The sequence below is a fragment of the Sinorhizobium mexicanum genome (assembly GCF_013488225.1).
Classification (GTDB): domain Bacteria; phylum Pseudomonadota; class Alphaproteobacteria; order Rhizobiales; family Rhizobiaceae; genus Sinorhizobium; species Sinorhizobium mexicanum.
On record NZ_CP041238.1, the window covers coordinates 645,270 to 667,999 of the forward strand.

Sequence of the window (22,730 nt, forward strand, 5' to 3'; positions counted from 1 at the left end):
TTGCGTCAATTCCCGGAGTTTGGTTTTGTCTGGCAACTGGAATGGGGATCGGTATGGCTCGCGAGACAGGGATTTTGGCCGACCGCGCAATTGCCGCGCTGTTTGCCACGGGGCGCTTGAAAAGCGAGAGACCGCTGGATGAGAACCAGATCCAGCCGGCGAGCCTCGATCTGCGCCTCGGTGCCAAGGCGTTTCGCGTCCGGGCGAGCTTCATGCCCGGGCCCGCGCATCTTGTCGCCGACAAGCTCGATCGCCTGAAACTGCATGTCATTGATCTCACCGATGGCGCGGTGCTGGAGACCGGCTGCGTCTACGTCGTGCCGCTGATGGAGAGCCTGGCACTGCCGGAAAACATGTCGGCCTCCGCCAATCCGAAGAGCTCGACCGGCCGCCTCGATATATTCACGCGCGTCATCACCGACAGGGCGCAGGAGTTCGACAAGATCCCCGCCGGCTACAGTGGCCCGCTCTATCTGGAAATCAGCCCGCGCACTTTTCCGATCGTCGTCAGGCGCGGCTCGCGCCTGTCGCAGATCCGCTTCCGCGTCGGCCATTCCGTTCTCTCGGAACAGGAACTGCTGGCGCTGCACGAAAGCGATGTCCTCGTCGCCAGCGAGCGGCCCAACGTCACCGGCGGCGGCATTGCGCTCTCGATCGACCTCAAGGGCACCGGTCCGGACGGCCTGATCGGTTACCGCGGAAAGCACCACACCTCGGTGGTCGATGTCGACAAGAAGGCGGAGCACCCGGTCTTCGACTTCTGGGAGCCGCTTTACAGCCGGGGCCGCGATGATCTGATCCTCGATCCGGACGAGTTCTATATCCTCGTCTCGCGCGAGGCGGTGCATGTTCCGCCGCTCTACGCGGCCGAAATGACGCCCTTCGATCCTCTGGTTGGCGAGTTCCGCGTTCACTATGCCGGCTTTTTTGATCCGGGCTTCGGGCACGCGTCGGCCGGGGGCAGCGGCAGCCGGGCGGTGCTGGAGGTCCGCAGCCACGAAGTGCCGTTCATCCTGGAGCACGGCCAGATCGTCGGCCGCCTGGTCTACGAGCACATGATGGAGCGGCCGGAGGGGCTCTACGGACTCGATCTTGGCTCGAACTATCAGGCGCAAGGCCTGAAGCTTTCCAAGCATTTTCGTGCCGAGTAAGCCCAGTTGCAGTGACCTTTTGTGCGTTTCATGGGACGCAATACGCTGTAGACGCTTGACAGATCGCGGCCGTTGATGAAATTTCCGCTTCTGTCGCGGGTGTAGTTCAGTGGTAGAACGCCAGCTTCCCAAGCTTGATGTCGTCGGTTCGATCCCGATCACCCGCTCCACTTTTCCTGTGCCTTCCAACGATATGATGGAAATTCCGAGGAGGCTCGTCTCGTTGAGGTTCCTGTAGCCAGTCGGGCAACATCTCGATAATCTTTGGAAAACCAAACCGAATCCGCGTGTTGGCCGCGGCTCCAAGTATCGGATCGTAATGACGCGTGCTCTCAGTCTACGTATTTGCGGGATCCTCGCGCTCTGCGCCTTCCTCATCGCCGAACCGGCGCTTGCGCAACCGCGGGATCTGCCCCTCCTTTTCGACGCCCGCGAACGCATCGCCCGACCGGACCTGACCGGACTTGCACGGCTTCGCTTTTTGACGACGGTCGATTTTCCTCCGTTCAATTTCATCGACCAATCGGGCAAGCTTTCGGGTTTCCATGTCGACCTCGCGCGCGAAATCTGCCGCGAGCTTGAGATCGAGGACAAATGCCAGATTCAGGCGGTGACCTACGCCGAACTGATCCCGGCGCTCGAACAAGGCCAGGGCGAGGCCGTCGTCGCGGGCATTGCGGTTCGCCCCGAGCTGCGCCAGCGTTTTGCCTTCTCCAGGGCCTTCATGCAGATGCCGGCTCGTTTCGCTGTCAACACGAAGGCCGAAGATCCGGTGGCAAACGTGGCTGGGCTCGAAGGCAAGCCCGTGGGCGTCCTGTCCGGCACCACCCACGAGGCCATGCTCAAAGCCTTTTTTCCGAAGGTCGAGCCCAAGACCTTTCCAGACCGGGATGCAATGCTCTCAGCTTTGCGACAGGGCTCGGTTGCGGCCGTCTTCTCTGATGGCATGCAACTCTCTTTCTGGGTTTCGGCGAGCGTCGCTGGAGGATGTTGTGCCTTGCTCGATGGGGCCTATTTCTCGCAGCATTTTCTGGGGGAAGGTTTGACGATCATGAACCGCAAGGCCGAGCCGGCATTGACCCAGGCGATCGATCACGCCTTGCTGGCGCTGTCGCGCAGCGGCAGGCTCGACGAGATCTATCTTCGCTATTTCCCAAACGGTATCTATTGACCGAAGTCGAGCCGTGTCCGGCTCACGCTATCCACGCCGGAAGGGCAGCATCAGCGACCAGACGAGTTTGGTCGGCGCCTCACGCCCATAAGCCTTGAGGCCCGTCTCGATAGCATCGTCGCCGCTTGCCGATTGTGCCACATAGGTGGAGAACAGCCGGTCCCAGATGGAAAGGTTGAAGCCGTAGTTGGAATCCGTCTCGACCCTCTCGACGGAGTGGTGGATGCGGTGCATGTCCGGCGTGACGATGAAGCGCCGCAGCCGCCGCTCGATCTTGGGCCGCAGCCGCAGATTGGCGTGGTTGAACATGGCGCCGGCGTTGAGCACGATTTCGAAGAGCAGCACGGACAGCCCGGGGGCGCCAAGCGCGACAATGATCGCCGCCTTCCACACCATCGACAGCAGAATCTCTAAGGGGTGGAAGCGGAGCGCGGTCGTCAGGTCGACGCCAGGATCGGCATGGTGGACGCGATGGATGCGCCAGAGGATCGGCAGCTTGTGGGAGATGACGTGCTCCAACCAGACGGCAAAGTCCAGTGCGACGAAGGCGATGAGGCCGGAAAGCAGCGCTGGGACGCCCAATGCGGGCAGTGCCCCGTATCCGCGTGCGTCGGCCCAGAGCGCAACGCCCGTGGCTGCGGCCGGAAAGACGATGCGCAGGAACAGCGAAGAGAGAAGGAGGATCGAAAGGTTCGTCGCCCAACGACGGGCCTTCAACGCTTTCATGAGCTCCGGTCGCTCCAGACGCGGATGAGAGAGTTCGAGAAGCGCGAGGAGGGCGAAGGCAGTCCCGAAGGCGATGAGGCGCCAGAGCGGTTCCGCAACACCGTAAAACAGCATTCGTTCAGACCTTGTTGACGCGCCCGGCGATTCCGTAAGAGAACTTACTTCCGGAAGCGTGCGATCGCGCCGCGTTCGATGCCCGCGCAGGTCAGTTTGTCGAGGCCCAGCCGGTCGCGCAGCAATTGCAGGAGCCGGATCTCCTCGTTGCGAATACGCTGATCAGCAGCAGCAAGCTCCACGGCGAGCGCATACGCGGTGTCATAAAGCCGTTGCGGCAGCGCTTCGCGGATCATTTCAAGGACGATGTCGAGGCCCTCCGGCGCGGCGAGCTGGGCCGAGCACTCGCGACCAATGTCGATCAGCCGGTTCTCATCGAAACCCTCGAAGGCGGGCAGAAACTTTACGAGCTCGCCGATGCGGGCAAATTCGTCGTCGGTCATGTGCCGATCGACAGCGGACATCATCACCATGACATAGATGAAGGCTTCGTGCTGGCTGAGGCTTGTAGGCATTTGTCCGGTCTCCTCTGACGGAGGGCAGTTAGGAATTTCGCGTGGGGCTTACAAGTCCGGTGTCGGTATTGTCGCCACCGGTGGTTCATCGATCGTGAGCGGCGCGCGGCTCAGGTCGCGCGGGTCGTTGCCGTAGAAGCCGAGCTTTGCGCTTCGGGCGGCTTCGGCTTTGACCTCAAGCGAGGTGCCGGGCAGCGGTGTCGCCCAACCGTTGCTGACCAGCCATTCCGCCGGGTTCTCGTTTCCGACCTTGCAGGCCGTCGTCACGGTTTTCTCGGAATTCTCTTCGGGCTGATCGCAGACGAGCGCCCGCGCCCTCAGGAAGTTACGAAAGGCGGTGCGCGCGACCATGCCGCAGGGCCAACTGCGGCCGTTGCCCTCGCAGGTTTTCTCGGCATCTTCCGGTTCGATATCCTTGAGCTGAACGGTCGTGTCGCCCGAGCGGATCAATCCGGCGGCAAGCGCGACCGGGCGCCGGAAGATCATCGTGGCCGTAGCCGGCTTTTCCTTCGGTTCGGAGAGCGGCGGTCGCGGTGCAATGCGCTCGAGCGGTTGTGCGAGCCCGTCCTGCGGCACGGCAAAAAGCTGCGGTTCGATCGTCCGTGCCGGCAGTCGGTCGACCTTTCCGGCGCCCGCCTTCTGCTCAGGTACTGCTTGCGACTTGGATACTGCTTGCGGCGGTGGGGCGGCGGGCATCTCCGCCGGCGGGTCCGGGGCTTCGATCGTTGCCACATCCGGCGTTTCGAGGGGAAAATCCGCTCCGCCACTTTCCTGGCCGCGGATTGCGACGACACCGGCCCAGAGAATACCGGCGTAAAGCAGCAGGGCGACAAGCCCGCCAGCGATTGTGAACGACTGCTGCCGCATCAGGAAAGATATCCTACTGGCTGGCCCAGATGATCCGGGCGATCCACTCCACGTCTGACATTTCGAAATTGCGGTTCGGGTGATCCGGGTTGAGCGACAACAGTTCGATGCCGCTTGACGTTTGCCGTGACAATACTTTCGCCATCACCTCGCCCTCGCAGGTCTTGACAACGACACGGTCACCGCGCCGCGCCTGTGCGGTCGGATCGACAATCAGAATATCACCGTCGCGATAGAGCGGCAGCATGCTATCGCCCTGGATTTCCAGAGCGTAGATGCCAGAGCGGCGCTCAAGCACTGCAGGAAAGTCGACGACGTCCCAGCCTTGACCGGCGGGGAAGCCGCCGTCATCGAAGAAGCCGCCGGCGCCGGCCTGCGCGAAGCCAATGAGCGGGATGTCGGCCGATTGCTCCCGCTCGTCCGCCGGCGCGCCCTTTCCCGCTGCAGGGCGCATGAGGGCCATGAACTGGTCGAGGGAGGAACCGGTTGCCTCTAGGATTTTCGAGATCGATTCCGTCGAGGGCCAGCGGTCGCGACCGTCGGCGGATTGGCGCTTCGACTTGTTGAAGGACGTCGGATCGAGGCCGGCGCGGCGCGCCAGGCCGGACGGCGACAGCCGATGGCGCTCGGCCAGCGCGTCAATGGCGCGCCAGATGCTGTCGTGTGAAAGCATTCGATCCACTCCGGAACGGCGGACGCCATTCCTTCTGCCTGTCGTTTCAGATTAGCGAAGCAGGCAGTGGCCGTAAAGAATGCGAAGGAAAATAGTCCTTTGTCGGCTACAGCGCCGCGCGTCTTATCAGACGCTGTGGGACTTTAATTGCTGCGGTCAGGCGAGCTCCCGCTCCTTTGCCTTCCTTTCCATGACCTGCTCATAGGCCACCTGCAGCGTCTGCCGCACCGTGGGGCGATCCGCGACGGCGGGCGGGGCGCCGAGATGTTCGACCCGCAGTTCGTCCATGAACCGCTCCCAGAGTTCCGGCCCGCCTTCCTCCATCAGCTGCGCGCGGATGCTCAGCTCTTCGCTGACCGGCAGATAACGCCGGCCCCAGGCTCCGAGATGTGCCATGATAGGCACCAATGCGATCGTCATCTCGGTGAGGCTGTAGATCGCCTTCTGCTTGTGGCTGGGATCGTCCCTCTTCGTCAGCATGCCCATTTCCACCAGCGTCTTCAGCCGATCGGCGAGAATGTTGGAGGAAATGCCCTCCTGCGAGCGCAGGAGTTCGCGGAAATGCCGTTTGCCGCCGAAAATCATGTCCCGGATGATCAGCAGACTCCATTTGTCACCGAAGACTTCGAGCGAGAGATTGATCGGGCAACCGGAGCGATGGTCGTCTGTCATGCTGGCCCCTGTAGATCACAATTTAGATCACGATGATTTTGCGACTGTTACCCAAGATCATGAACGTGAACGATTCGGGCAAGGTGAGATGCGGGATGCCGGCCGGGCCGCTTGCACCTTTCCACATCGGACTGACCGCTTGCAGTATCGCATCAGTGGAGTTAATCTGCAACTGCTTTCAATTTGGTATCAGAATATCGCCGGCAAGGCGGCCGAGGTCTGACATCGCGGCGCGATTTGTCGAATAGCCTCACAGCATCGAAGCAAGTGCACTCCCGGCCATGCCGAAGGAGAACACAACGAGGCAGGCGGCAGCGATGCGGCGGGGCAGCCGCGGACCGATCGGCTGTCCTGGCAACCGTGCGAGGAAGGTGCCGGCGATGATCCAGAGCGAGCCGGCACTCACAACCAGCGCTGCGAAAGCGGCAAGCCAGGGCAGCATCGCTATCAGCCTCACCTGCGGCATGATCGCCAGCGCGATGATCAGCCCCTTTGGATTGAGCACGGTGGTGATGAACACCTGCCCGAGTGTGATCGGCCGCGCCGCAGTTTCGCGCATCGGAGTCCAGAGCGCATAGGCCATGAAAAGGATCCAGCAGGCGGCGGCGAGCTTGACGACAAGGCCGATCTCCGGGTGGGCGGACATGAACGGCGCGGCGAGGGCGGCGACCGGTACGACCACCGTCAGATAGCCGCCGAGCTCGCCAAGAAGCAGCGAAGCCGAACGCCGCACGCCGGCCGCCGCACCGGATAGCCACAGCAGCGTGTTGGTCGGCCCCGGCGTTGCCAGGAGCAGGAGGATCGCGAGTACGAACTGGAGTGGCTGCATGGACGGTCTTCTGCCTTGTTGTGTCGCTCCGTATCCCCGTAGCGCATCCGCTAACCCGCGAACTTGATCTTGGTCAATCGCCCGCAGCAAGGATTTCGCAGGTAGGTCGAGCTACCGTCTCGGTGGGTCAAGCCCGAGCCTCGATGTACCTTGCTGCCAGCAGGTCTTCGCAACCACCTTCCATGAGCGCCGCGTCCAGCGCCTTCTCGTAATCCGGCTGCGCCCTTTCGAGGCGATCACGCCCCTTTTCGGTAAGAACCGTGTAGACACCGCGCTTGTCGTCCGGGCAGAGATCGCGAATGGTGAGCCCCCCGCGCTCCAGACGCTCAACCATTCGTGAAACCGAGCTTTGGTTGAGGTGTAAATATGCCGCCAGTTCCTGCATGCGAAGCTCGCAATCCGGCGAACGCGCCAGAACCTCCAGAGCGCGATACTCTGAAAGTCCGAGCCCATGCCCCGCTTGAAGAAACTTGCCGAGCTCGGTTTCGACGTTGGCGACAGCCTGAATCAATTTGAGCCATGCATCGCTTTTCTTGGACATGGTAGGCAGGCTCCTCTTGAGCAATGCGCGGAACAGGCATCAATATGTATGTCCACGCAAATGCAAACTCAAGGAGCGCACCCGCTCCCTAACGCGCACCCTGGGCGGCGCGAAAATCGAGAAACGGACGCAAGCCGTCCGGCACGATAAGCTTCCTCGCGGGCGGCAACTGCCAGTTCCGAGGATCATCGGCGAACAGTGCGTATGTGCCCCGATAGTCGAACCCATGCGCTGCCGCCTCGTCTCGATCAACAGCAAAGAGCACCTGTGAGATGCCCGCGCATAGCGCGCTCATGTAACACATCGCGCAGGGCTCTCCCGAGGCCAGAAGCGTCGTCCCGTGAAGATGGGAAGTTCCATGTGCTCGGCACGCATCGCGGATCGCCTCCACCTCCGCATGCGCGGTCAGGTCGTGGTGTTCTTGGACGCGGTTGACGCCGCGTCCAAGAATGTTCCCGTCGGCGTCGACCACGAAAGCCGTGAATGGTGTGCCTCCGCCATGGACGTGCTCCACGGAGAAGGCGACCGCCTCCTCCATGAGTTGGATCACGCGGGTGGAAGGATCTCTGGACATTCAGATTTCTCCACACAGATTGCGAGAACTAGCGTAGCTCTGCCCGGAGCTTGGCGCTGTCGGCGAGTTTCAGCCAGACGACACCGCCGATGATGACGGCCAGCCAGAACGCCTGGATCAGAGTGAGCGGCTGGTTGAGCAGGACGCTGCCAAGGACCGCCGCCCCCACGGCGCCGATGCCTGCCCAGACCGCATAGCCAATGCCGACGTCGATCGTTCGCAGGGCTGCGCTCAGAAAATACAGGGTGAGCAGGAAGAAGACGATGGCGGCGATCGACCAGCTCAACACGGTGAAGGCCTCGCTGCCTCCTACACTGAGGGCATAGCCGATCTCGAAGACTCCGGCGAGCAGCAGCATAGTCCATGCTCGCCCGCTGTTTTCGTTCTTTTGGACTGGTGTCATGGTGTTCGATTCCTTTCAGGTGGGGTGAGCTTGAATGCATCCCGCGCGCGTCGGTTCATGCCGCGCCGCTGAGCCGCAGTCCGACGACGCCTCCGATCACAAGCACGATTCCAAGGATCTTCTTCCAGTCCAGGCGTTGTCCGAAGAACAGTGCGCCCAGAATGACGATTCCGACGCCTGCGATGGATGTCCACATGGCGTAACCGACGCCAACATCGAAAGTCAGGAGGGCAAGACTGAGGAAGAACGTAGCGATCACGCCGCTGACGAGCGTAGCGCCAGTCCACCAGGGTTGGGTGAAACCCTTTGCATTCCCTGCAGAAATCGCGACGGCAATCTCAAAGATCACGGCGACTGCCAGATACAACCAGTGCATGATTATCCTCCAGTGATGGTGTGATATTGGCCAGAGATGTTGTTGGCGGCGAAAGCTCGCCAGCTATTGCGGATATCCCGATGCTGGTCACGTCCGACAGCGCCTGCCTCGCAAGCAGGCAGTAGGAACGCGCAAGGTCGGATAGACGGTTATCGCAGGCATCCGATTTCCAAATTAATGTATGTGCATGCATATTGATCGACTGTCAGGTGGGAGTCAAGGTATTTGCATGCGCAAGCAAACACAAAACGGTGAACGCGCGACCGGCGACGCTCGGGGCTAGTTACCGGGCTGCGAACGGAGCTGTGCGGCGATAGCAGCAACCCCTTGCGACCCCAACGCCGCAAGTCTGATCCGCCGCGCATCCGAAAAGCGGCCGAGGCCGGTAAGCACTTGGGGGAGGGGCCGATAAGGATGAAGAAAGGGGCCGCACCTTGTCGGCACGGCCCCTGGGTTCTTGCTTGGGAAGGACAGGTGGCTTACGCCGCCTTCTTCGCTTCTCCATAAGGATCGAAGCGCCCGTAGAAAGTCTCGCCCTTTTCCGCCATCTCCCTGAGCAGCGGCGTCGGCTTGAAATGGTCGCCATAGTTCTTGGCAAGCTTATCGCACAGCTTGACGAAGGTTTTCACGCCCATGCCGTCGATGTAGGAAAGCGTACCACCGGTATAGGGCGCGAAGCCGAAGCCGAGGATGGAGCCGACATCGGCTTCGCGCGGATCGATGACGATGCCTTCCTCGATCGTGCGGGCGGCTTCCAGCGCGATGGTTGCGAGGAAGCGCTGCTTCAGCACCTCGACGTCGATCTTATCGGCCGGCTGCTGCGGATAGAGCGTCTTCAGTTCCGGCCAGAGATACTTCTTGGCGGGCTTCGCCGGATATTCGTAGAAGCCCTTGCCATTCTTGCGGCCGCGGCGGTCGAGTTCGTCGACCATCTTGTCGATCAGCGCCATATGTCGCGGATCGACGGCCTTTTCGCCGAGATCGGCAACGGTCGCCTTCAGGATCTTCTGGCTGAGATCGATCGCCACCTCGTCGTTGAGCGACAGCGGACCGACGGGCATGCCGGCCATCTTGGCGGCGTTCTCGATCATTGCTGGCGGCACGCCTTCGATCAGCATGTCGTAGGCTTCATGGATATAGCGAAAGACGCAGCGGTTGACGTAGAAGCCGCGGGTGTCGTTGACCACGATCGGCGTCTTCTTGATCGCCGCGACATAATCGAGCGCGGTCGCGAGCGCGCGGTCGCCGGTCCCCTTGCCGAGGATCACTTCCGTCAGCATCATCTTCTCGACCGGCGAGAAGAAATGGATGCCGATGAATTGGTCCGGCCGCTTTGAATTCTTGGCAAGACCGGTGATCGGCAGCGTCGAGGTGTTGGAGGCGAAGATCGCATCCTCGGCAATCACCGCTTCGATCTTCTCGATGACCTCCTTTTTGACCTGCCGGTCCTCGAACACCGCCTCGACGACGAGGCCGGCATCCTTGAGGTCGCCGTAGTCAGCAGACGGCGTGATGCGGGCAAGCAGAGCTTCGCCTTCTTCCTTGGTCAGCCGTCCCTTACCGATCGAATCCTTCACCAGCCCTTCCGAATGCGTCTTGCCCTTTGCGGCCGTCTCCATGTCGCGGTCGATGAGAGTCACCGGGATACCGGCAGCAGCGGTGACATAGGCGATCGAGGCACCCATGAAGCCCGCACCGACGACGCCGACCTTTTTGAATTCCGACTTCGGCATGCCGGCCGGGCGGCGCGCGCCCTTGCCAAGCTCCTGCATCGAGACGAACAGCGAGCGGATCATCGAAAAAGCTTCGGTGGTCTGCAGGATCTCGGTGAAGTAGCGCTGCTCGATCTTGAGACCGGTGTCAAAAGGCACCTGCAGGCCTTCATAGACGCATTTCAGGATGGCGATTGCACCGGGGTAGTTGCCATAGGTCTCGCGGCGAAGAATGCCCGAGGCAGCGGGCCAGAGCTGGGCCGACGCCGGCGTCCAGATGCCTCCGCCCGGCACCTTGAAGCCCTTTTCGTCCCACGGCTGAACCGGCTTCAGACCATTCTTGATCATTGCCTTGGCGGCGTCGATCAGCTTGTCCGGATCGACCACCTCGTGCACGAGCCCCATCGCCTTGGCACGCGCCGCGGTCAACGACGAGCCGGTTGTCATCATCTGCAGCGCGTCCTGCGCATTGGTGAGGCGCGGCACGCGCTGGGTGCCGCCGGCGCCGGGAAAGATGCCGACCTTGACTTCCGGCAGAGCGATCTTCACCGCCTTGGAATTGGAGGCGACGCGGCCGTGGCAGGCGAGCGACAGCTCGAAGGCCCCGCCCATGCAGGTGCCGTTGATCGCCGAGACCCAGGGCTTGCCTGAGGTTTCCAGCTTGCGGAAGAGGCCTGTCATGCGACCGACGAGGTCGAAGAGTTTTTGCGCGGCGTTGGCCGGATCTTTCTTCTTTTCCTCCGCCTGGAAGGTGAACATCGACTTGATCATCGAGAGATCGGCGCCGCCGGAGAAGGACGACTTGCCCGAGGTGAAGACGACGCCCTTGACGGCCGCGTCGGCGGTCGTCTGGTCGACAATCGCGTTCAGTTCCTCCATCGCCTCCTGGGTAAAGACGTTCATCGATTTTTCGGGCATGTCCCAGGTGACGAGCGCGATGCCGTCAGCGTCGGTTTCGATCTTGAAGTTCGTGTAAGACATTTTCTCTCTCCCGGATCGGATCAGACGCGTTCGATGATGGTGGCGGTGCCCATGCCGGCGCCGATGCAGAGCGTGACGAGTGCGGTGTTGAGGTCGCGACGCTCCAGTTCGTCCAGAACGGTGCCGAGGATCATTGCGCCCGTGGCGCCGAGTGGGTGTCCCATGGCGATCGCACCGCCATTGACGTTGATCTGGTCGTGCGGGATATCGAAAGCCTGCATGTAGCGCAGGACGACGGCGGCAAAAGCCTCGTTGAGCTCGAAGAGGTCGATGTCGGAGAGCTTCATGTCGGCGCGCTTCAGCAGTTTCTCCGTCACGTCGACCGGACCTGTCAGCATCAGCGCCGGGTCGGAGCCGATATTGGCGAAGGCGCGGATGCGCGCTCGCGGCTTCAGCCCCATGGATTCGCCGCCGGCCTTGGAGCCGAGGAGCACGACGGCCGCGCCGTCGACGATGCCGGAGGAGTTGCCGGCGTGGTGGACGTAGTTGATCCGCTCGATCTCCGGATGCGCCTGGATCGCGACAGCCTCGAAACCACCCATTTCGCCGGGCATCTGGAAGGACGGGTTCAGGGAGGCGAGTGCTTGCATGTCGGTCGTCGGGCGCATGTGCTCGTCCCGATCGAGAATGGTCAGCCCGTTCTGGTCCTTGACCGGCACCACCGAGTTTTTGAAGTGGCCCTTCTCCCAGGCACTGGCGGCACGCTTCTGGCTTTCGACCGCGTAGGCGTCGACGTCGTCGCGCGAGAAGCCGTATTTGGTCGCGATCAGGTCCGCAGATACGCCCTGCGGCATGAAATAGGCGGGCAGGTTGACGGAGGGGTCCATGAACCACGAGCCGCCCGACATGCCGAGGCCGACGCGCGACATGGATTCGACGCCGCCGGCAATCACGATGTCGTCCGCGCCTTGGGCGATCTTGGCGGCGCCGAAATTGATGGCGTCGAGACCGGATGCGCAGAAGCGGGAGATCTGCATGCCCGGCGCGCGCGTCGAGTAGCCGGCCTCGAAAGCAGCCCCCTTGGGGATGACCGAACCTGCATCCATCACCGGATCGACGCAGCCCATGATGATGTCGTCGACGGTCGACGTGTCGAGACCATTGCGGTCGCGCACCGCTTCCAGCATCTTGGCGGCGAGGCGGACGGAAGGCACCTCGTGCAGCGATCCGTCCTTCTTGCCACGGCCGCGCGGTGTGCGCACGTGGTCGTAAACGAAGACTTTCGTCATCTCCTGATCTCCCTTTCGGCGGCGCCTTCAGGCCCGCATATTATTTGATTTGGAGCTGGATGCGCGCGGAAAACCGCTTCGCAACTTTCCCAATCCAGCTCCGGCCTGAAATCAGAACGCCGCTGCGTCCAGCGCCATCAGCGTGTCGGCGCCAGCTTCGATGCGGGCCTTCCGCAGCGCCGTTTCGGGCATGATACGCTCCATGAAGAACCTGGCCGTGATCAGCTTGCTCCTCAAATAGTCCGCGCGCTCGGTTTCTCCAGCGGTGAGCTTCTCCTCCGCGGTCTTGGCGATCCTGGCCCACATGTAGCCAAGCACGACAAGCCCGAAGAGGTGCATGTAGTCGGTCGAGCCGGCGCCGGCATTGTCGGGCTTCGCCATGGCGTTCTGCATGAACCACATGGTCGCCGCCTGCAGGTCATTCAGCCCCTTCTTTAGCGCCTTGGTGTAGCCAGACAGCTTCTCGTCGTTGCGGTTTTCCTCGCAGAAGTCGCCGATTTCCTTGAACAGCGCCATCACGGCGCGGCCGCCATTCATCGCGAGTTTGCGGCCGACGAGATCGAGCGCCTGGATGCCGTTGGCACCCTCGTAGATCATGGCGATACGGGCATCGCGCACGTACTGGCTCATGCCGTGCTCTTCGATATAGCCGTGACCGCCGAAGATCTGCTGCGCCATGACGGTATGGTCGAATCCCTTGTCGGTCAAAACGCCCTTGAGGATCGGGGTCATCAGGCCGAGAATGTCGTCGGCCGCCTGGCGATCCTCTTCGCCGTCGGAGCGGTGGGCGATATCGGATTGCAACGCCGTCCAGAGTGTGAAGGCGCGGCCACCCTCGTTGAAGGCCTTGATCGTCATCAGCGTACGGCGCACGTCCGGATGGACGATGATCGGATCCGCCTGCTTGTCCGGGGCCTTCGGGCCGGAAAGCGAGCGGCCCTGAATGCGCTCGCGGGCGTAGTTGGCGGCATTCTGATAGGCGATCTCCGCGATCGCCAGCCCCTGCATGCCGACGGCCAGACGGGCCTCGTTCATCATCACGAACATGGCGCTGAGACCTTTATTCTCCGCGCCGATAAGGTAGCCGGTCGCCTCGTCATAATTCATGACGCAGGTGGCGTTGCCGTGAATGCCCATCTTGTGCTCGATCGCGCCGCAGGAGACGCCGTTGCGCTCTCCGGGTTCGCCGCTGTCGTTGAGCTTGTGCTTCGGCACGATGAAGAGCGAGATGCCCTTCACACCTTCCGGGGCCCCCTCGATGCGGGCGAGCACCAGATGAATGATGTTCTCGGCCATGTCGTGTTCGCCGGCGGAGATGAAGATCTTCTGGCCGGATATCCTGTAGGAGCCGTCGCCGTTCGGCACGGCCTTGGTGCGAAGCAGGCCGAGGTCGGTGCCGCAATGCGGCTCGGTCAGGTTCATCGTACCGGTCCAGGTGCCGTCGACCAGTTTCGGCAAATAGGTCCGCTTCTGTTCCTCGGAACCATGGACGAGGATGGCGGCGATCGCCCCCTGCGTCAGGCCCGGATACATCATCAGCGACATGTTTGCGGCAGACAAGAATTCGCCGACGGCCGTGTGCAGCGTGTACGGCAGGCCCTGGCCGCCGAATTCTTCCGGCGCCGCCAAGCCGAGCCAGCCGCCCTCGCGATAGAGGTCAAACGCCTGCTTGAAGCCCTTCGGCACGGTAACGGAACCGTCGTCGTGGCGCGTGCAGCCCTCCTGGTCGCCGGAGAGATTGATCGGAAAGAGAGCCTCTTCCGCAAGTTTGGCAGCCTCCCCGACGATTGCCGCAACCGTATCGGGGGTCGCATCGGCAAAGCCCGGCAGGTTGTTGTACCGCTCGATGCCGAGCACGTCGTTGAGGATGAACAGGGTGTCGTCGACCGGGGCCTTGTAGATGGGCATTCGTTCCTCGCCTTTATCTCCCTTCGGGCACGCGCCGGGTGCGGTTGCCCGATTCTCAATGCTTTGAGCGTACACCGCTGGGCGCGGTCTCGCATCGCCGGCAGGATGCTACAAAATTTTGACGTTTGCGTAAACGTCAAAATTGCCAAAATCTTTCGCACGCGCATCCTCGCGAGGGGAGCGCCGCGCCTGAGCGCGCGCAACGGTCGTGATCCTGACAAAACGTTAAAAAATTGAGGCCGATTAACTGCTTATTTACCACGTTTAATGAATTGTGGGTGGTGAGATAGTCAAAGCTGCAACCGGTCCCGTCTACGCGTTGTTGCTGCTTTGACGGCATCGATCGCACCGCGGCCTCGGAGCTTGGCTCTTCTGGTCCGGCTTTCGATAACGGTCAACGACAGGGGCGAAGAGACAATGAACGGATCGCGATCCAATCCTCAGCGCGCAAGTATCCCGTCCTATGGCGACAGGCCGTCGCTTGATGCCCTGAACCGCACGATCGAGGGCCTCGAGGCGCGCATCGAGGGCTTGATGAGCGGAGCGGGGCGCGAGGCTCAGCACCGCCAACCCGAGCGCTCGACGACCAGCGACGCTGTGTCCGAAATTCTACAGCGCCAGCGCGCTTTGAGCGCCAGCCGCGAGCGAACGTCGCTGCGCGAACGCGTTGCGGCGAGAGAGGCCGACCGTTTTGCTTCCGGCCGCCTCCACGAGGACGCGCGGCCGCCGGTCGCACCGGCGCGACCGACCTCGGCTGCGGCCGACATAGCCGAAGCTCTGGTCGGCCTGAGACAGGAACTGAAGCGCGACATCAGCGACGGGCTCGGTCGCGAACTGAGTGCTCTCAGATCGGAAATCCGCGGCATCAAGGCCGAGGCGCAGGATCATCTTTTCGCCGAGGATCTTCGGGCAGATATGCAGCGCCTGGCGGACAGCATCCATCAGCTCGCCCGGCAGGCGTCGCCGGCTCAGGCGGACGCGCTCAGCGTCGAATTCGATGGCCTCAGGGCGCTGATCGACGGCCTGGCGCGCGAAGACGGCATCCGCCGTCTGGAAGACCGCTGGGGCGGCGTCGAGGAACGCCTGAACGCCTTCGACCGGAACCGTGACGACGAACTGGTGGCACTCGCCTACAGGCTGGATGACATCAAGTCGCAAATCGGCGCACTGAATAACGGAGCGGCCTTCGACATACTGGAGGAAAAGCTGCTCGCGATCGCCGACGCGATCGAACTCTTAGGGCGACAGATACAGCCGGATGACGGCCGCCTCGCTTCGCAGCTTGCCGATTTCGATGCACGGTTCGATGAGATCAGCCGGGCAATCGCCGTCAGCAGCCGCAGTGCGGCGGACTTCGACGATGCTTTCGTCAGCCGGCTCGAAGGTCGGCTTGGCGATCTCTCGCGCCAGATCGACGAAGTCGCTCGTCCCGTCGAGACCGGACTCGGCACGCGCATCGAAGCGCTGACGGCGCGCATCGAAGAACTGTCGAGCGAGAAGGCGGCCGCGCGGCTTGAGGAGCGCCTTGACGAACTCTCGATGCTGCTCGAAAGCAACCAGAAAAATGCGCAAGCGGAACTGGCCGACTATCTCGCCGACATTTCCCAGCGAATCGAGGCTCTGGACCAGGGCAGCATCAACGCAGCTCTGGCGGAGCGGCTCGATTATCTCGCGCGCCGCATCGACGATCTGGGCATGCACGGGGAGCAACCCGTGACGGACCACCGCTTCTCGCGTCTGGAAGACCGCCTCGCCGATATCGCGCAACGCCTGGAAGAGACGCATGCCGCTCCTTTCGACGACCGCGAAGCGCTGCGCAACCTTGAGTCCCAGATCGCCAACCTGTCGACGTTGATCAGCCAGCCGCGCGTCGAGGCCGGTGCGGCTCCGGCGGATTTCGAGAGCCGGATGAGCGCGCTTGAAGACTATCTGGCAACCAGCGACGAATACATTATCGAAGCAGCCCGCCAGGCGGCCGAAGCCGTCATGGAGGCCTTTACCAAGAGCGGCCCGATGCATGCCGGCGGCGACATGGCGGCAATCTCGGCGCTCGCCGAGGATCTGAGGACGCTCGAGGACCTCAGCCATTCGACCAACGAACGTACGGCGCAGACCTTCGAAGCGCTGCATGAAACCCTTGTTCAGATTGCCGAGAAGCTGGAACTGCTCGAAGACCGCGCGCCTGTCGTGACCACGGTGCGGCCCGATGCAGCGATAACGCGCGACATCCCGGCGATGCCGAGGGCCGCGCAGCCGGAATTCGGTACCCCATTCGGTCGTGCCGATCTCGACGAGCGCGACGACGACATTGACCGGAACGTCCGCGTGCTGCAGGCGGAAGACGAGATGGCTGCCGCCGCGCCAGCCTCCGCCACGGGCGATGATCTCGTGGTCGCCGAGGTGGCTTCGACGGTCGAAAAGGACGAGGTCCGGGAGCCGGCGCCCGCCGCCCGGACGGGATTGCTCGCCGGGCTGACCGGTCGCTTCACCAGGAAACGAACCGCGGCGATGCCCGAGCGTGTGCGGCAGTTGGTCGAACCGGCTCCATCGATCGATCCGTCCGAGATGCTCGCCCCCGAAGATGCCAACCAGTTGCTCGAGCCGGGCTCCGGCGCGCCGGACGTCAAGAAAATCCTTGAGCGCGTCCGCGCCGGTCAGATGAGCCGCGGCGGCCAGTCAGCCTTCGAGGGCGACAAGGCCGATTTCATCGCTGCCGCGCGCCGCGCAGCGCAATTGGCGGTCGAGGAAGCCGATACGCTGAACGGGGTGAAGGACGGCAGCGGTTCGTCCGGTGCGAGCGCCTTCGCCCGTCATCGCCGTCCGATCCTGATGGCAGTCGGCGCGGTGCTCCTGGCGATCATGTCCTATCCGCTCGTCAGCACCGTCCTCAAGGGCAAGGACATGCCCGAAATCCAGCCGATCGCGGTGATCGAGCAGAAGGCGGTTCCTGAAGCCGCAGAAGCGAAGGCCGTGGACGACCATCTGACGGAAACGGCCTCTGCCACTGTCGTAAAGACACCGGCAGAGACGCCGGCGGCAAACGCGGCGCCTGCCGCCATGGCAGCCGCCACGAATACGGCTCCGGCGGCGAAGGCGGCGGCTGAGCCTGCCACTGCCGGCAGCAGCCACGCGCCCTTGCTGCATCCGGCAAGCGAACCGGCACAGGCGAGCGCAACGACGTTTCAGGTCGCTCCTGCCGTGACCGCCAAAGCGGGGACATTCGAGCCGATCGCCAAGGCCGGCGACATAGTCCTGCCCGAAGGCTTTGGTCCGCCAGCTCTTGTCACGGCCGCCAAGGGTGGCGATCCCCTGGCTTTCTACGAGATCGGCACACGCTTCACCGAAGGCCGAGGCGTCAAGGAAGATCCCGCGGAAGCTTTAAAATGGTATCAGCGCGCGGCGGATGCCGGCGTGATCCCGGCCGAGTACCGGCTCGCCAATCTTTATGAGAAAGGCTCAGGCGTCACGCGCGACCCGGTCAAGGCGAAGACGCTTTATCTCAAGGCTGCCGCCGCAGGCAACGCCAGCGCGACCCACAACCTCGCGGTCATGCTCGCCAGCGGCCGCGACGGCGCCCCGGATTTCGCCGAAGCCGCCAAATGGTTCGAAAAGGCGGCGAGCCTCGGCGTTCGCGACAGTCAGTTCAACCTCGCGGTGCTTTATGCTCGCGGCAATGGCGTCAAGCAGGACCTGGAAGAATCCTACAAATGGTTTTCGATTGCCGCTCGCGACGGCGACAAGGACGCCGGCGAAAAGCGCGACGAGATTGCCAAGGCGATGAAGCCTGAACAACTGGCGAGCGCTATGGCCAAGGCCGATGCATGGAAAGCCGAGCCGGCCGACGCCAAGGCGAACACCGTGGATGTTCCCGACGCGTGGGTCGGTCCGCCGACCAAGACAGCCACGGTCGACATGACCAAGGCGGTGCGCAATATCCAGGCGATTCTCAACAACAATGGTTTCGACGCCGGCCAACCGGATGGGTATTTGGGCAAGAAAACCATTACCGCCATCAAGGCTTTCCAGAAATCCGTCGGCCAGGAACCGACCGGAGAGATCACCGACGCACTCGTGAAGGAACTCTTGAAGCGGAACTCCTAGGCAATTCCAGGAAAAGTGCGCAGCGGTTTTCCGTCCGGAATTGCGTCTCGTGAAAGACCCGGATCATTTCACTGTTTCAATAAAACAACGAAATGATCTACAGCGCCGCGCGAGCATGCTCTGCTTTCGGCCGCCGCCGCAATAAAGCCGCAGATCGGCGCAACAGGGTTCAGGGGCGAGGTCTGGAGGCCATGTGCCTGAAAAGGTTGACAACTCCGGCCCTGGGGCGCATGAGGAATTGCCGCTTGTTCCTCATGGCCGAGGGGCGGTCCGCCAAACATTCCCCCGCTCGTGGTAAATCGCTTGCCACTTTAGAAACGTCGCGCCGCGCGTCTCTCCGGATCCGTGCAGGAAGCGAATAATTTTAGGCATTGCACAATTCCTCAATCGATTCCGGTTAGGGATTGTGGAGTCGCAATTCCGCCCGCGTCGCGGGCCTTTGTCGTATCGAGGTTCGGCCGTGACGGTCTATCTGCCCATTGCAGAGTTGTCGGTGAACATACTCATCATTCTCGGCATGGGCGCGGCCGTCGGATTTCTGTCCGGCATGTTCGGCGTCGGCGGCGGTTTCCTGATCACGCCGCTCCTGATCTTCTACAACATTCCGCCGGTGGTAGCGGTGGCGACGGGCGCCAACCAGGTGGTTGCCTCGTCGATTTCCGGTGCGATTACGCATTTCCGCCGCGGCACGATCGATATCAAGCTCGGCACGGTGCTGCTCTGTGGCGGCCTCGTCGGCGCAACGCTGGGCGTCTGGCTTTTTTCGCTGCTGCGCCGCGTGGGGCAGCTCGACCTGGTGATCTCGCTGCTTTACGTCGTGCTGCTCGGCTCGGTCGGCGGCCTGATGCTCTGGGAGAGCATCGGCGCGATGCGCAAGGCGGCGAAGAACCAATCGACGCCACGCCGCCGGCCCGGGCAGCATAACTGGATTCACGGCCTGCCGCTCAAGATGCGCTTCAAGAAATCGAAGATCTATCTGAGCGTCATTCCGGTCGCCACGCTCGGCTTCGCCATCGGCATCCTGACCTCGATCATGGGCGTCGGCGGCGGCTTCATCATGGTGCCGGCGATGATCTACCTGTTGCGCATTCCGACGAGCGTCGTCGTCGGCACCTCGCTCTTCCAGATCGTCTTCGTCTCGGCTTACACCGTGATCGTCCAGGCATCGACAAACTACACCGTCGATATCGTGCTTGCCTTCGTGCTGATGATCGCCGGCGTCATCGGGGCGCAATACGGCGTTCGCGTCGGCCAGCGCTTGCGTGGCGAACAGTTGCGGGCGCTGCTTGCGCTGCTCGTGCTTGCCGTCGGCATCCGGTTGGCGATCGAGCTCATCATTCCGCCGAAGGATATCTATTCGGTCGTCTCCGCGGGGTTCGGCTTCTGATGTTTGATCTCGCCCGCCTGTGCCTCGTCTCCTTGGTCCTTGCGCTGGCGGCGCCGGCCGCTGCCCAGGTTCGGGAAGACGACCTCTCGGAGTTTTCGGAGAAGCTCGAGATCGGCATCTCGACGGATGAAATCTCCATCACCTCCGACTTTCGCGGCGCGGACCTGACGATCTTCGGGGCCATCGACGGCTTTGACGAGAAGCTGCTCGCCCAAGGTAAGTACAGCATCATCGTCACGCTCGAGGGCCCCAAGGAAAACGCGACGGTACGCAGGAAGGAGCGCGTCTTCGGCATCTGGGTAAATACCCGTTCGATGACCTTCGAGCTGGTGCCGGAGTCCTATTCGCTATCGAGCACGCGCGACATCGAGACGATCGCGCAGCCGGGCGAGTTGGGCAACATGGGAATCGGCGTCGACCACATGCGTCTCGTGCCGTTGGGCTTTGTCGGCGACGGCAGCAATCTCGGCGAGTTCCGCAACGCGTTCCGCCGGATCCGGGAGACGAGCGGTGTCTTCCAGCGCGACCCGGGCGGCGTGCGGTTCATCAGTTCCAGCCTGTTCAGGGCGTCGGTGCGCCTGCCTGCCAATGTGCCGAATGGCGTCCATGTCGTGCGGGCCTATCTCTTCCGCGACGGCCTTTTCGTCGCCGCGAAGGCGCTGCCGCTGACGGTGGTCAAGACCGGCCTCGAGCAGGCGATCACGCGCGCAGCACACGACCAGCCCCTGATCTATGGTCTCTTTGCCGTGCTTCTGGCGGTTATCACCGGCTGGGGAGCCAGCCTGCTCTTCCGCAAGGAGTAAGGCTTTTCCTATCGACATGGGTTCCCTTCGCGTTCCCTTTTGTGGGATAGCGGTCTAAGGAAGGGGAAGGTATTTTGACGTCGGGCGTGTCGAACACGGGCGCTCCGTGCAGCAGAGGAAGCTCCATGAAACCGATTTTTGTCCAGTTGCAATGCGCTCCCGGCAAGACCTACGAGGTGGCCGACGAGATCTACCGCAAGGAGATCGTCTCGGAGATGTATTCGACGAGCGGCGATTACGATCTGCTTCTGAAGATCTACATTCAGGAGGGCGACGATATCGGCAAGTTCATCAACGACAATATCGCATCGGTTCCGGGAATTTCCCGGTCGTTGACGACCTTGACCTTCAACGCCTTCTGAGATCGCTTCCGGCGCGGTTAGCGCGCGCGTCCTATCGGACTCGCAAAGGTCGATGTACTATTCTCGAGTTGCTGCATCTTTCCCTAGGTCGGCCACGATATAAGGAAACATGCAGTAGCCGACGCCTTCCTTCTTCGGGAGGCAGTCCTCCATACTCTCCAGACAATTGCGCTGCCAATCTCGCGCCTGCCGGGTCCCGCAACGGCGGCGAATGGGCCGAGGCGTTTCTCGAATCTACTGGTTGCAAATCGAAAGCGGTTTGTTATGATGAAACTGCTGCAGTTATGCAATCAGTTTCATGGAGGATGGAATCATGGGCAAGGTCATTGTCTGGAATCTGGTAACGCTCGACGGGTACTTCGAAGGGACGAAGAAATGGGACCTCGACTTTCATAACCGTGCCTGGGGGCCGGAACTGGAAGCACTCAGCCTGGAATTCGGGGACAAGGCACAGGCGATCGTCTTCGGTCGGGTCACCTATGAGGGTATGGCGGCCTATTGGCCGACGGCGGAAGGAGAGGGCCGGGTGAAGACCTATATGAATGCGCTTCCGAAGATTGTTGCCTCGCGCACGATGGAGAAGGCGGATTGGAACAACAGCCGCGTCGTTCGGGACGCCGCCGCCGAATTGCGGCGACTGAAGGGGGAGAGCGAGAAGAACCTCTATATCTTCGGAAGCGCCGACCTCGTCGCGTCGCTGTTGCCGGAGAACGTCGTCGACGAGATCATGCTTTGCCTCGTTCCTGTACAGCTCGGCGACGGGACGCCATTCTTCAAGAAGGCTACGGCCGCGACGCCGTTCGGTCTGCTCGAGGCACGACCGCTTTCCAACGGCAGCGTCATTCTGCGCTACGCCCCGGAAGCGGCCTGAACCTATGGGTGCGGGCCTTTGGGCCGTCTCAGCCGAGGAGATTGGCGAACCGCACCGAATAGATCCGATCCCGGCCGAGCATGTGGGCGACGAGTTGCTGGCGATCGAACAATCCGCTCATGGCGCGATGCCTGAGGTCGAGCCCACCGGTCGTAACGCCGAACGCCGGCATCACCAGGCGCTTTCCATCTGTTGCGAAGCAAGCGCGCCGGACCGACTTTTCCCGGCGCCTGACCGTCGCTGCCGGATGCAGGTGACCGGCAATTTCGCCGATAGTGTCGCCCTTGGACGGCTCATGGCGGAAGACCAGCCCGGTGTGGCGAAGTTCGTCCATGGAGGCTCCCGGCAGCCCGGAAGCGCCGTCAGGGTCGTGATTGCCGTTGATCCAGATCCATTCTCGTCCGTGGGCCATGGCAGCGACCATGTGGCGGAAAGTCTCCGGCATCGCCGCCGATCCTTTCCGGTCATGAAAATTGTCGCCGAGGCTGATAACCGTCGCGGGGTTGTGACGGGCGACCACCGCCTCCAGAATGCGCAGGGTCGCGAGCGTGTCATAGGGCGGCAGCATCATCCCGCGCCGGGCAAAGGCCGAGCCTTTTTCGAGGTGGAGGTCGGAAACGACGAGCGTTCGGCTTTCGGGCAGGTAGAGTCCGCCCAGCGGGTCGCAGATCGCGACAACGCCGTTGATGTCCGTGCGCGACTGGAAGAAGCCATCCGTGGCCTGGGGCGAGATCGCGTGAACGAGCCTATGCATCGTCACCTCGACATTCGAGCGCCTGGTTCGCCCCGACCGGCATACCGCTTGGAACACATCGGCTGAACGA

At 62.2% G+C, this 22,730-nt stretch carries 22 protein-coding genes and 1 tRNA gene; 9 read left to right on the forward strand and 14 right to left on the reverse strand.

What is annotated here, in order from left to right:
• Positions 1 to 53 precede the first annotated feature (53 nt).
• From FKV68_RS03015 to FKV68_RS03025, 3 genes are all read left to right on the forward strand, one after another.
• Positions 54 to 1,151: a 2'-deoxycytidine 5'-triphosphate deaminase gene (locus FKV68_RS03015; RefSeq protein ID WP_180940068.1), complete on the forward strand. Its 1,098-nt coding sequence runs from the start codon at positions 54 to 56 to the stop codon at positions 1,149 to 1,151.
• A 95-nt stretch (positions 1,152 to 1,246) separates the two neighbouring features.
• A tRNA-Gly gene (locus tag FKV68_RS03020) sits at positions 1,247 to 1,321 on the forward strand.
• Positions 1,322 to 1,470: 149 nt separating this feature from the next.
• A complete protein-coding gene (locus FKV68_RS03025) occupies positions 1,471 to 2,322 on the forward strand; it encodes a transporter substrate-binding domain-containing protein (protein WP_180940069.1) in 852 nt (283 codons plus the stop codon).
• A 27-nt stretch (positions 2,323 to 2,349) separates the two neighbouring features.
• Here FKV68_RS03025 and FKV68_RS03030 read toward each other — a convergent pair whose 3' ends face one another.
• The 5 genes from FKV68_RS03030 to FKV68_RS03050 all read right to left on the reverse strand — a co-directional run bounded on the left by FKV68_RS03030 (position 2,350) and on the right by FKV68_RS03050 (position 5,829).
• Complete coding sequence (locus FKV68_RS03030; protein ID WP_180940070.1) at positions 2,350 to 3,162, reverse strand: sterol desaturase family protein; 813 nt, start codon at positions 3,160 to 3,162, stop codon at positions 2,350 to 2,352.
• Positions 3,163 to 3,206: 44 nt separating this feature from the next.
• Positions 3,207 to 3,617, reverse strand: coding sequence for a tellurite resistance TerB family protein (locus FKV68_RS03035; RefSeq protein WP_180940071.1), 411 nt, complete (start codon positions 3,615 to 3,617; stop codon positions 3,207 to 3,209).
• Between the two features lie 48 nt (positions 3,618 to 3,665).
• Entirely contained in the window at positions 3,666 to 4,484 is an 819-nt protein-coding gene (locus tag FKV68_RS03040) for a thermonuclease family protein (protein WP_180940072.1), read from the reverse strand.
• Positions 4,485 to 4,497: 13 nt separating this feature from the next.
• The gene (locus FKV68_RS03045) at positions 4,498 to 5,157 is read right to left on the reverse strand and encodes a S24 family peptidase (RefSeq protein ID WP_180940073.1); all 660 of its coding nucleotides are present in this window, start codon (positions 5,155 to 5,157) and stop codon (positions 4,498 to 4,500) included.
• A 156-nt stretch (positions 5,158 to 5,313) separates the two neighbouring features.
• Positions 5,314 to 5,829 carry a winged helix-turn-helix transcriptional regulator gene (locus tag FKV68_RS03050; RefSeq protein ID WP_180940074.1) on the reverse strand — a complete coding sequence of 172 codons (516 nt, stop codon included), beginning with the start codon at positions 5,827 to 5,829 and terminating at the stop codon, positions 5,314 to 5,316.
• On the opposite strand from FKV68_RS03050, the gene FKV68_RS03055 reads away from it, so the two are divergent.
• A complete protein-coding gene (locus FKV68_RS03055) occupies positions 5,828 to 6,052 on the forward strand; it encodes a hypothetical protein (protein WP_180940075.1) in 225 nt (74 codons plus the stop codon). The two genes, FKV68_RS03050 and FKV68_RS03055, sit on opposite strands and share 2 nt — an antisense overlap.
• A 27-nt stretch (positions 6,053 to 6,079) precedes the next feature.
• Here the strand turns inward: FKV68_RS03055 and FKV68_RS03060 are convergent, their stop codons facing one another.
• The 8 genes from FKV68_RS03060 to FKV68_RS03095 all read right to left on the reverse strand — a co-directional run bounded on the left by FKV68_RS03060 (position 6,080) and on the right by FKV68_RS03095 (position 14,382).
• Positions 6,080 to 6,658, reverse strand: coding sequence for a LysE family translocator (locus tag FKV68_RS03060; RefSeq protein ID WP_180940076.1), 579 nt, complete (start codon positions 6,656 to 6,658; stop codon positions 6,080 to 6,082).
• Positions 6,659 to 6,785: 127 nt separating this feature from the next.
• Entirely contained in the window at positions 6,786 to 7,199 is a 414-nt protein-coding gene (locus FKV68_RS03065) for a MarR family winged helix-turn-helix transcriptional regulator (protein WP_180940077.1), read from the reverse strand.
• A gap of 88 nt (positions 7,200 to 7,287) precedes the next feature.
• Positions 7,288 to 7,773, reverse strand: coding sequence for a nucleoside deaminase (locus FKV68_RS03070; RefSeq protein WP_180940078.1), 486 nt, complete (start codon positions 7,771 to 7,773; stop codon positions 7,288 to 7,290).
• 28 nt (positions 7,774 to 7,801) lie between these two features.
• On the reverse strand, positions 7,802 to 8,176 hold the full coding sequence (locus tag FKV68_RS03075; RefSeq protein ID WP_180940079.1) for a DMT family transporter: 375 nt from the start codon (positions 8,174 to 8,176) through the stop codon (positions 7,802 to 7,804).
• 55 nt (positions 8,177 to 8,231) lie between these two features.
• Positions 8,232 to 8,552 carry a DMT family transporter gene (locus FKV68_RS03080; protein ID WP_180940080.1) on the reverse strand — a complete coding sequence of 107 codons (321 nt, stop codon included), beginning with the start codon at positions 8,550 to 8,552 and terminating at the stop codon, positions 8,232 to 8,234.
• A gap of 479 nt (positions 8,553 to 9,031) precedes the next feature.
• A complete protein-coding gene (locus FKV68_RS03085) occupies positions 9,032 to 11,245 on the reverse strand; it encodes a 3-hydroxyacyl-CoA dehydrogenase NAD-binding domain-containing protein (protein WP_180940081.1) in 2,214 nt (737 codons plus the stop codon).
• Between the two features lie 20 nt (positions 11,246 to 11,265).
• Entirely contained in the window at positions 11,266 to 12,474 is a 1,209-nt protein-coding gene (locus tag FKV68_RS03090; RefSeq protein WP_180940082.1) for an acetyl-CoA C-acetyltransferase, read from the reverse strand.
• A gap of 111 nt (positions 12,475 to 12,585) precedes the next feature.
• A complete protein-coding gene (locus FKV68_RS03095) occupies positions 12,586 to 14,382 on the reverse strand; it encodes an acyl-CoA dehydrogenase C-terminal domain-containing protein (protein WP_180940083.1) in 1,797 nt (598 codons plus the stop codon).
• 417 nt (positions 14,383 to 14,799) lie between these two features.
• Between FKV68_RS03095 and FKV68_RS03100 the strand changes: the two genes are divergently transcribed.
• The 5 genes from FKV68_RS03100 (at position 14,800) to FKV68_RS03120 (ending at position 21,906) form a co-directional block, all read left to right on the forward strand.
• A complete protein-coding gene (locus FKV68_RS03100; protein WP_180940084.1) occupies positions 14,800 to 18,483 on the forward strand; it encodes a peptidoglycan-binding protein in 3,684 nt (1,227 codons plus the stop codon).
• A 460-nt stretch (positions 18,484 to 18,943) separates the two neighbouring features.
• Positions 18,944 to 19,870 (forward strand): sulfite exporter TauE/SafE family protein, encoded by a 927-nt coding sequence (locus FKV68_RS03105; protein WP_180940085.1) that lies wholly within the window; start codon positions 18,944 to 18,946, stop codon positions 19,868 to 19,870.
• Positions 19,870 to 20,673, forward strand: a complete 804-nt coding sequence (locus FKV68_RS03110; RefSeq protein WP_180940086.1) for a TIGR02186 family protein — start codon at positions 19,870 to 19,872, stop codon at positions 20,671 to 20,673. Before FKV68_RS03105 ends, FKV68_RS03110 begins: the two co-directional genes overlap by 1 nt.
• 125 nt (positions 20,674 to 20,798) lie before the next feature.
• Positions 20,799 to 21,035 carry an Lrp/AsnC ligand binding domain-containing protein gene (locus FKV68_RS03115; protein WP_180940087.1) on the forward strand — a complete coding sequence of 79 codons (237 nt, stop codon included), beginning with the start codon at positions 20,799 to 20,801 and terminating at the stop codon, positions 21,033 to 21,035.
• Positions 21,036 to 21,348: 313 nt separating this feature from the next.
• On the forward strand, positions 21,349 to 21,906 hold the full coding sequence (locus tag FKV68_RS03120) for a dihydrofolate reductase family protein (protein ID WP_180940088.1): 558 nt from the start codon (positions 21,349 to 21,351) through the stop codon (positions 21,904 to 21,906).
• 28 nt (positions 21,907 to 21,934) lie between these two features.
• Here FKV68_RS03120 and pdeM read toward each other — a convergent pair whose 3' ends face one another.
• Positions 21,935 to 22,660, reverse strand: a complete 726-nt coding sequence (gene pdeM / locus FKV68_RS03125) for a ligase-associated DNA damage response endonuclease PdeM (protein WP_180940089.1) — start codon at positions 22,658 to 22,660, stop codon at positions 21,935 to 21,937.
• Between the last annotated feature and the right edge of the window lie 70 nt (positions 22,661 to 22,730).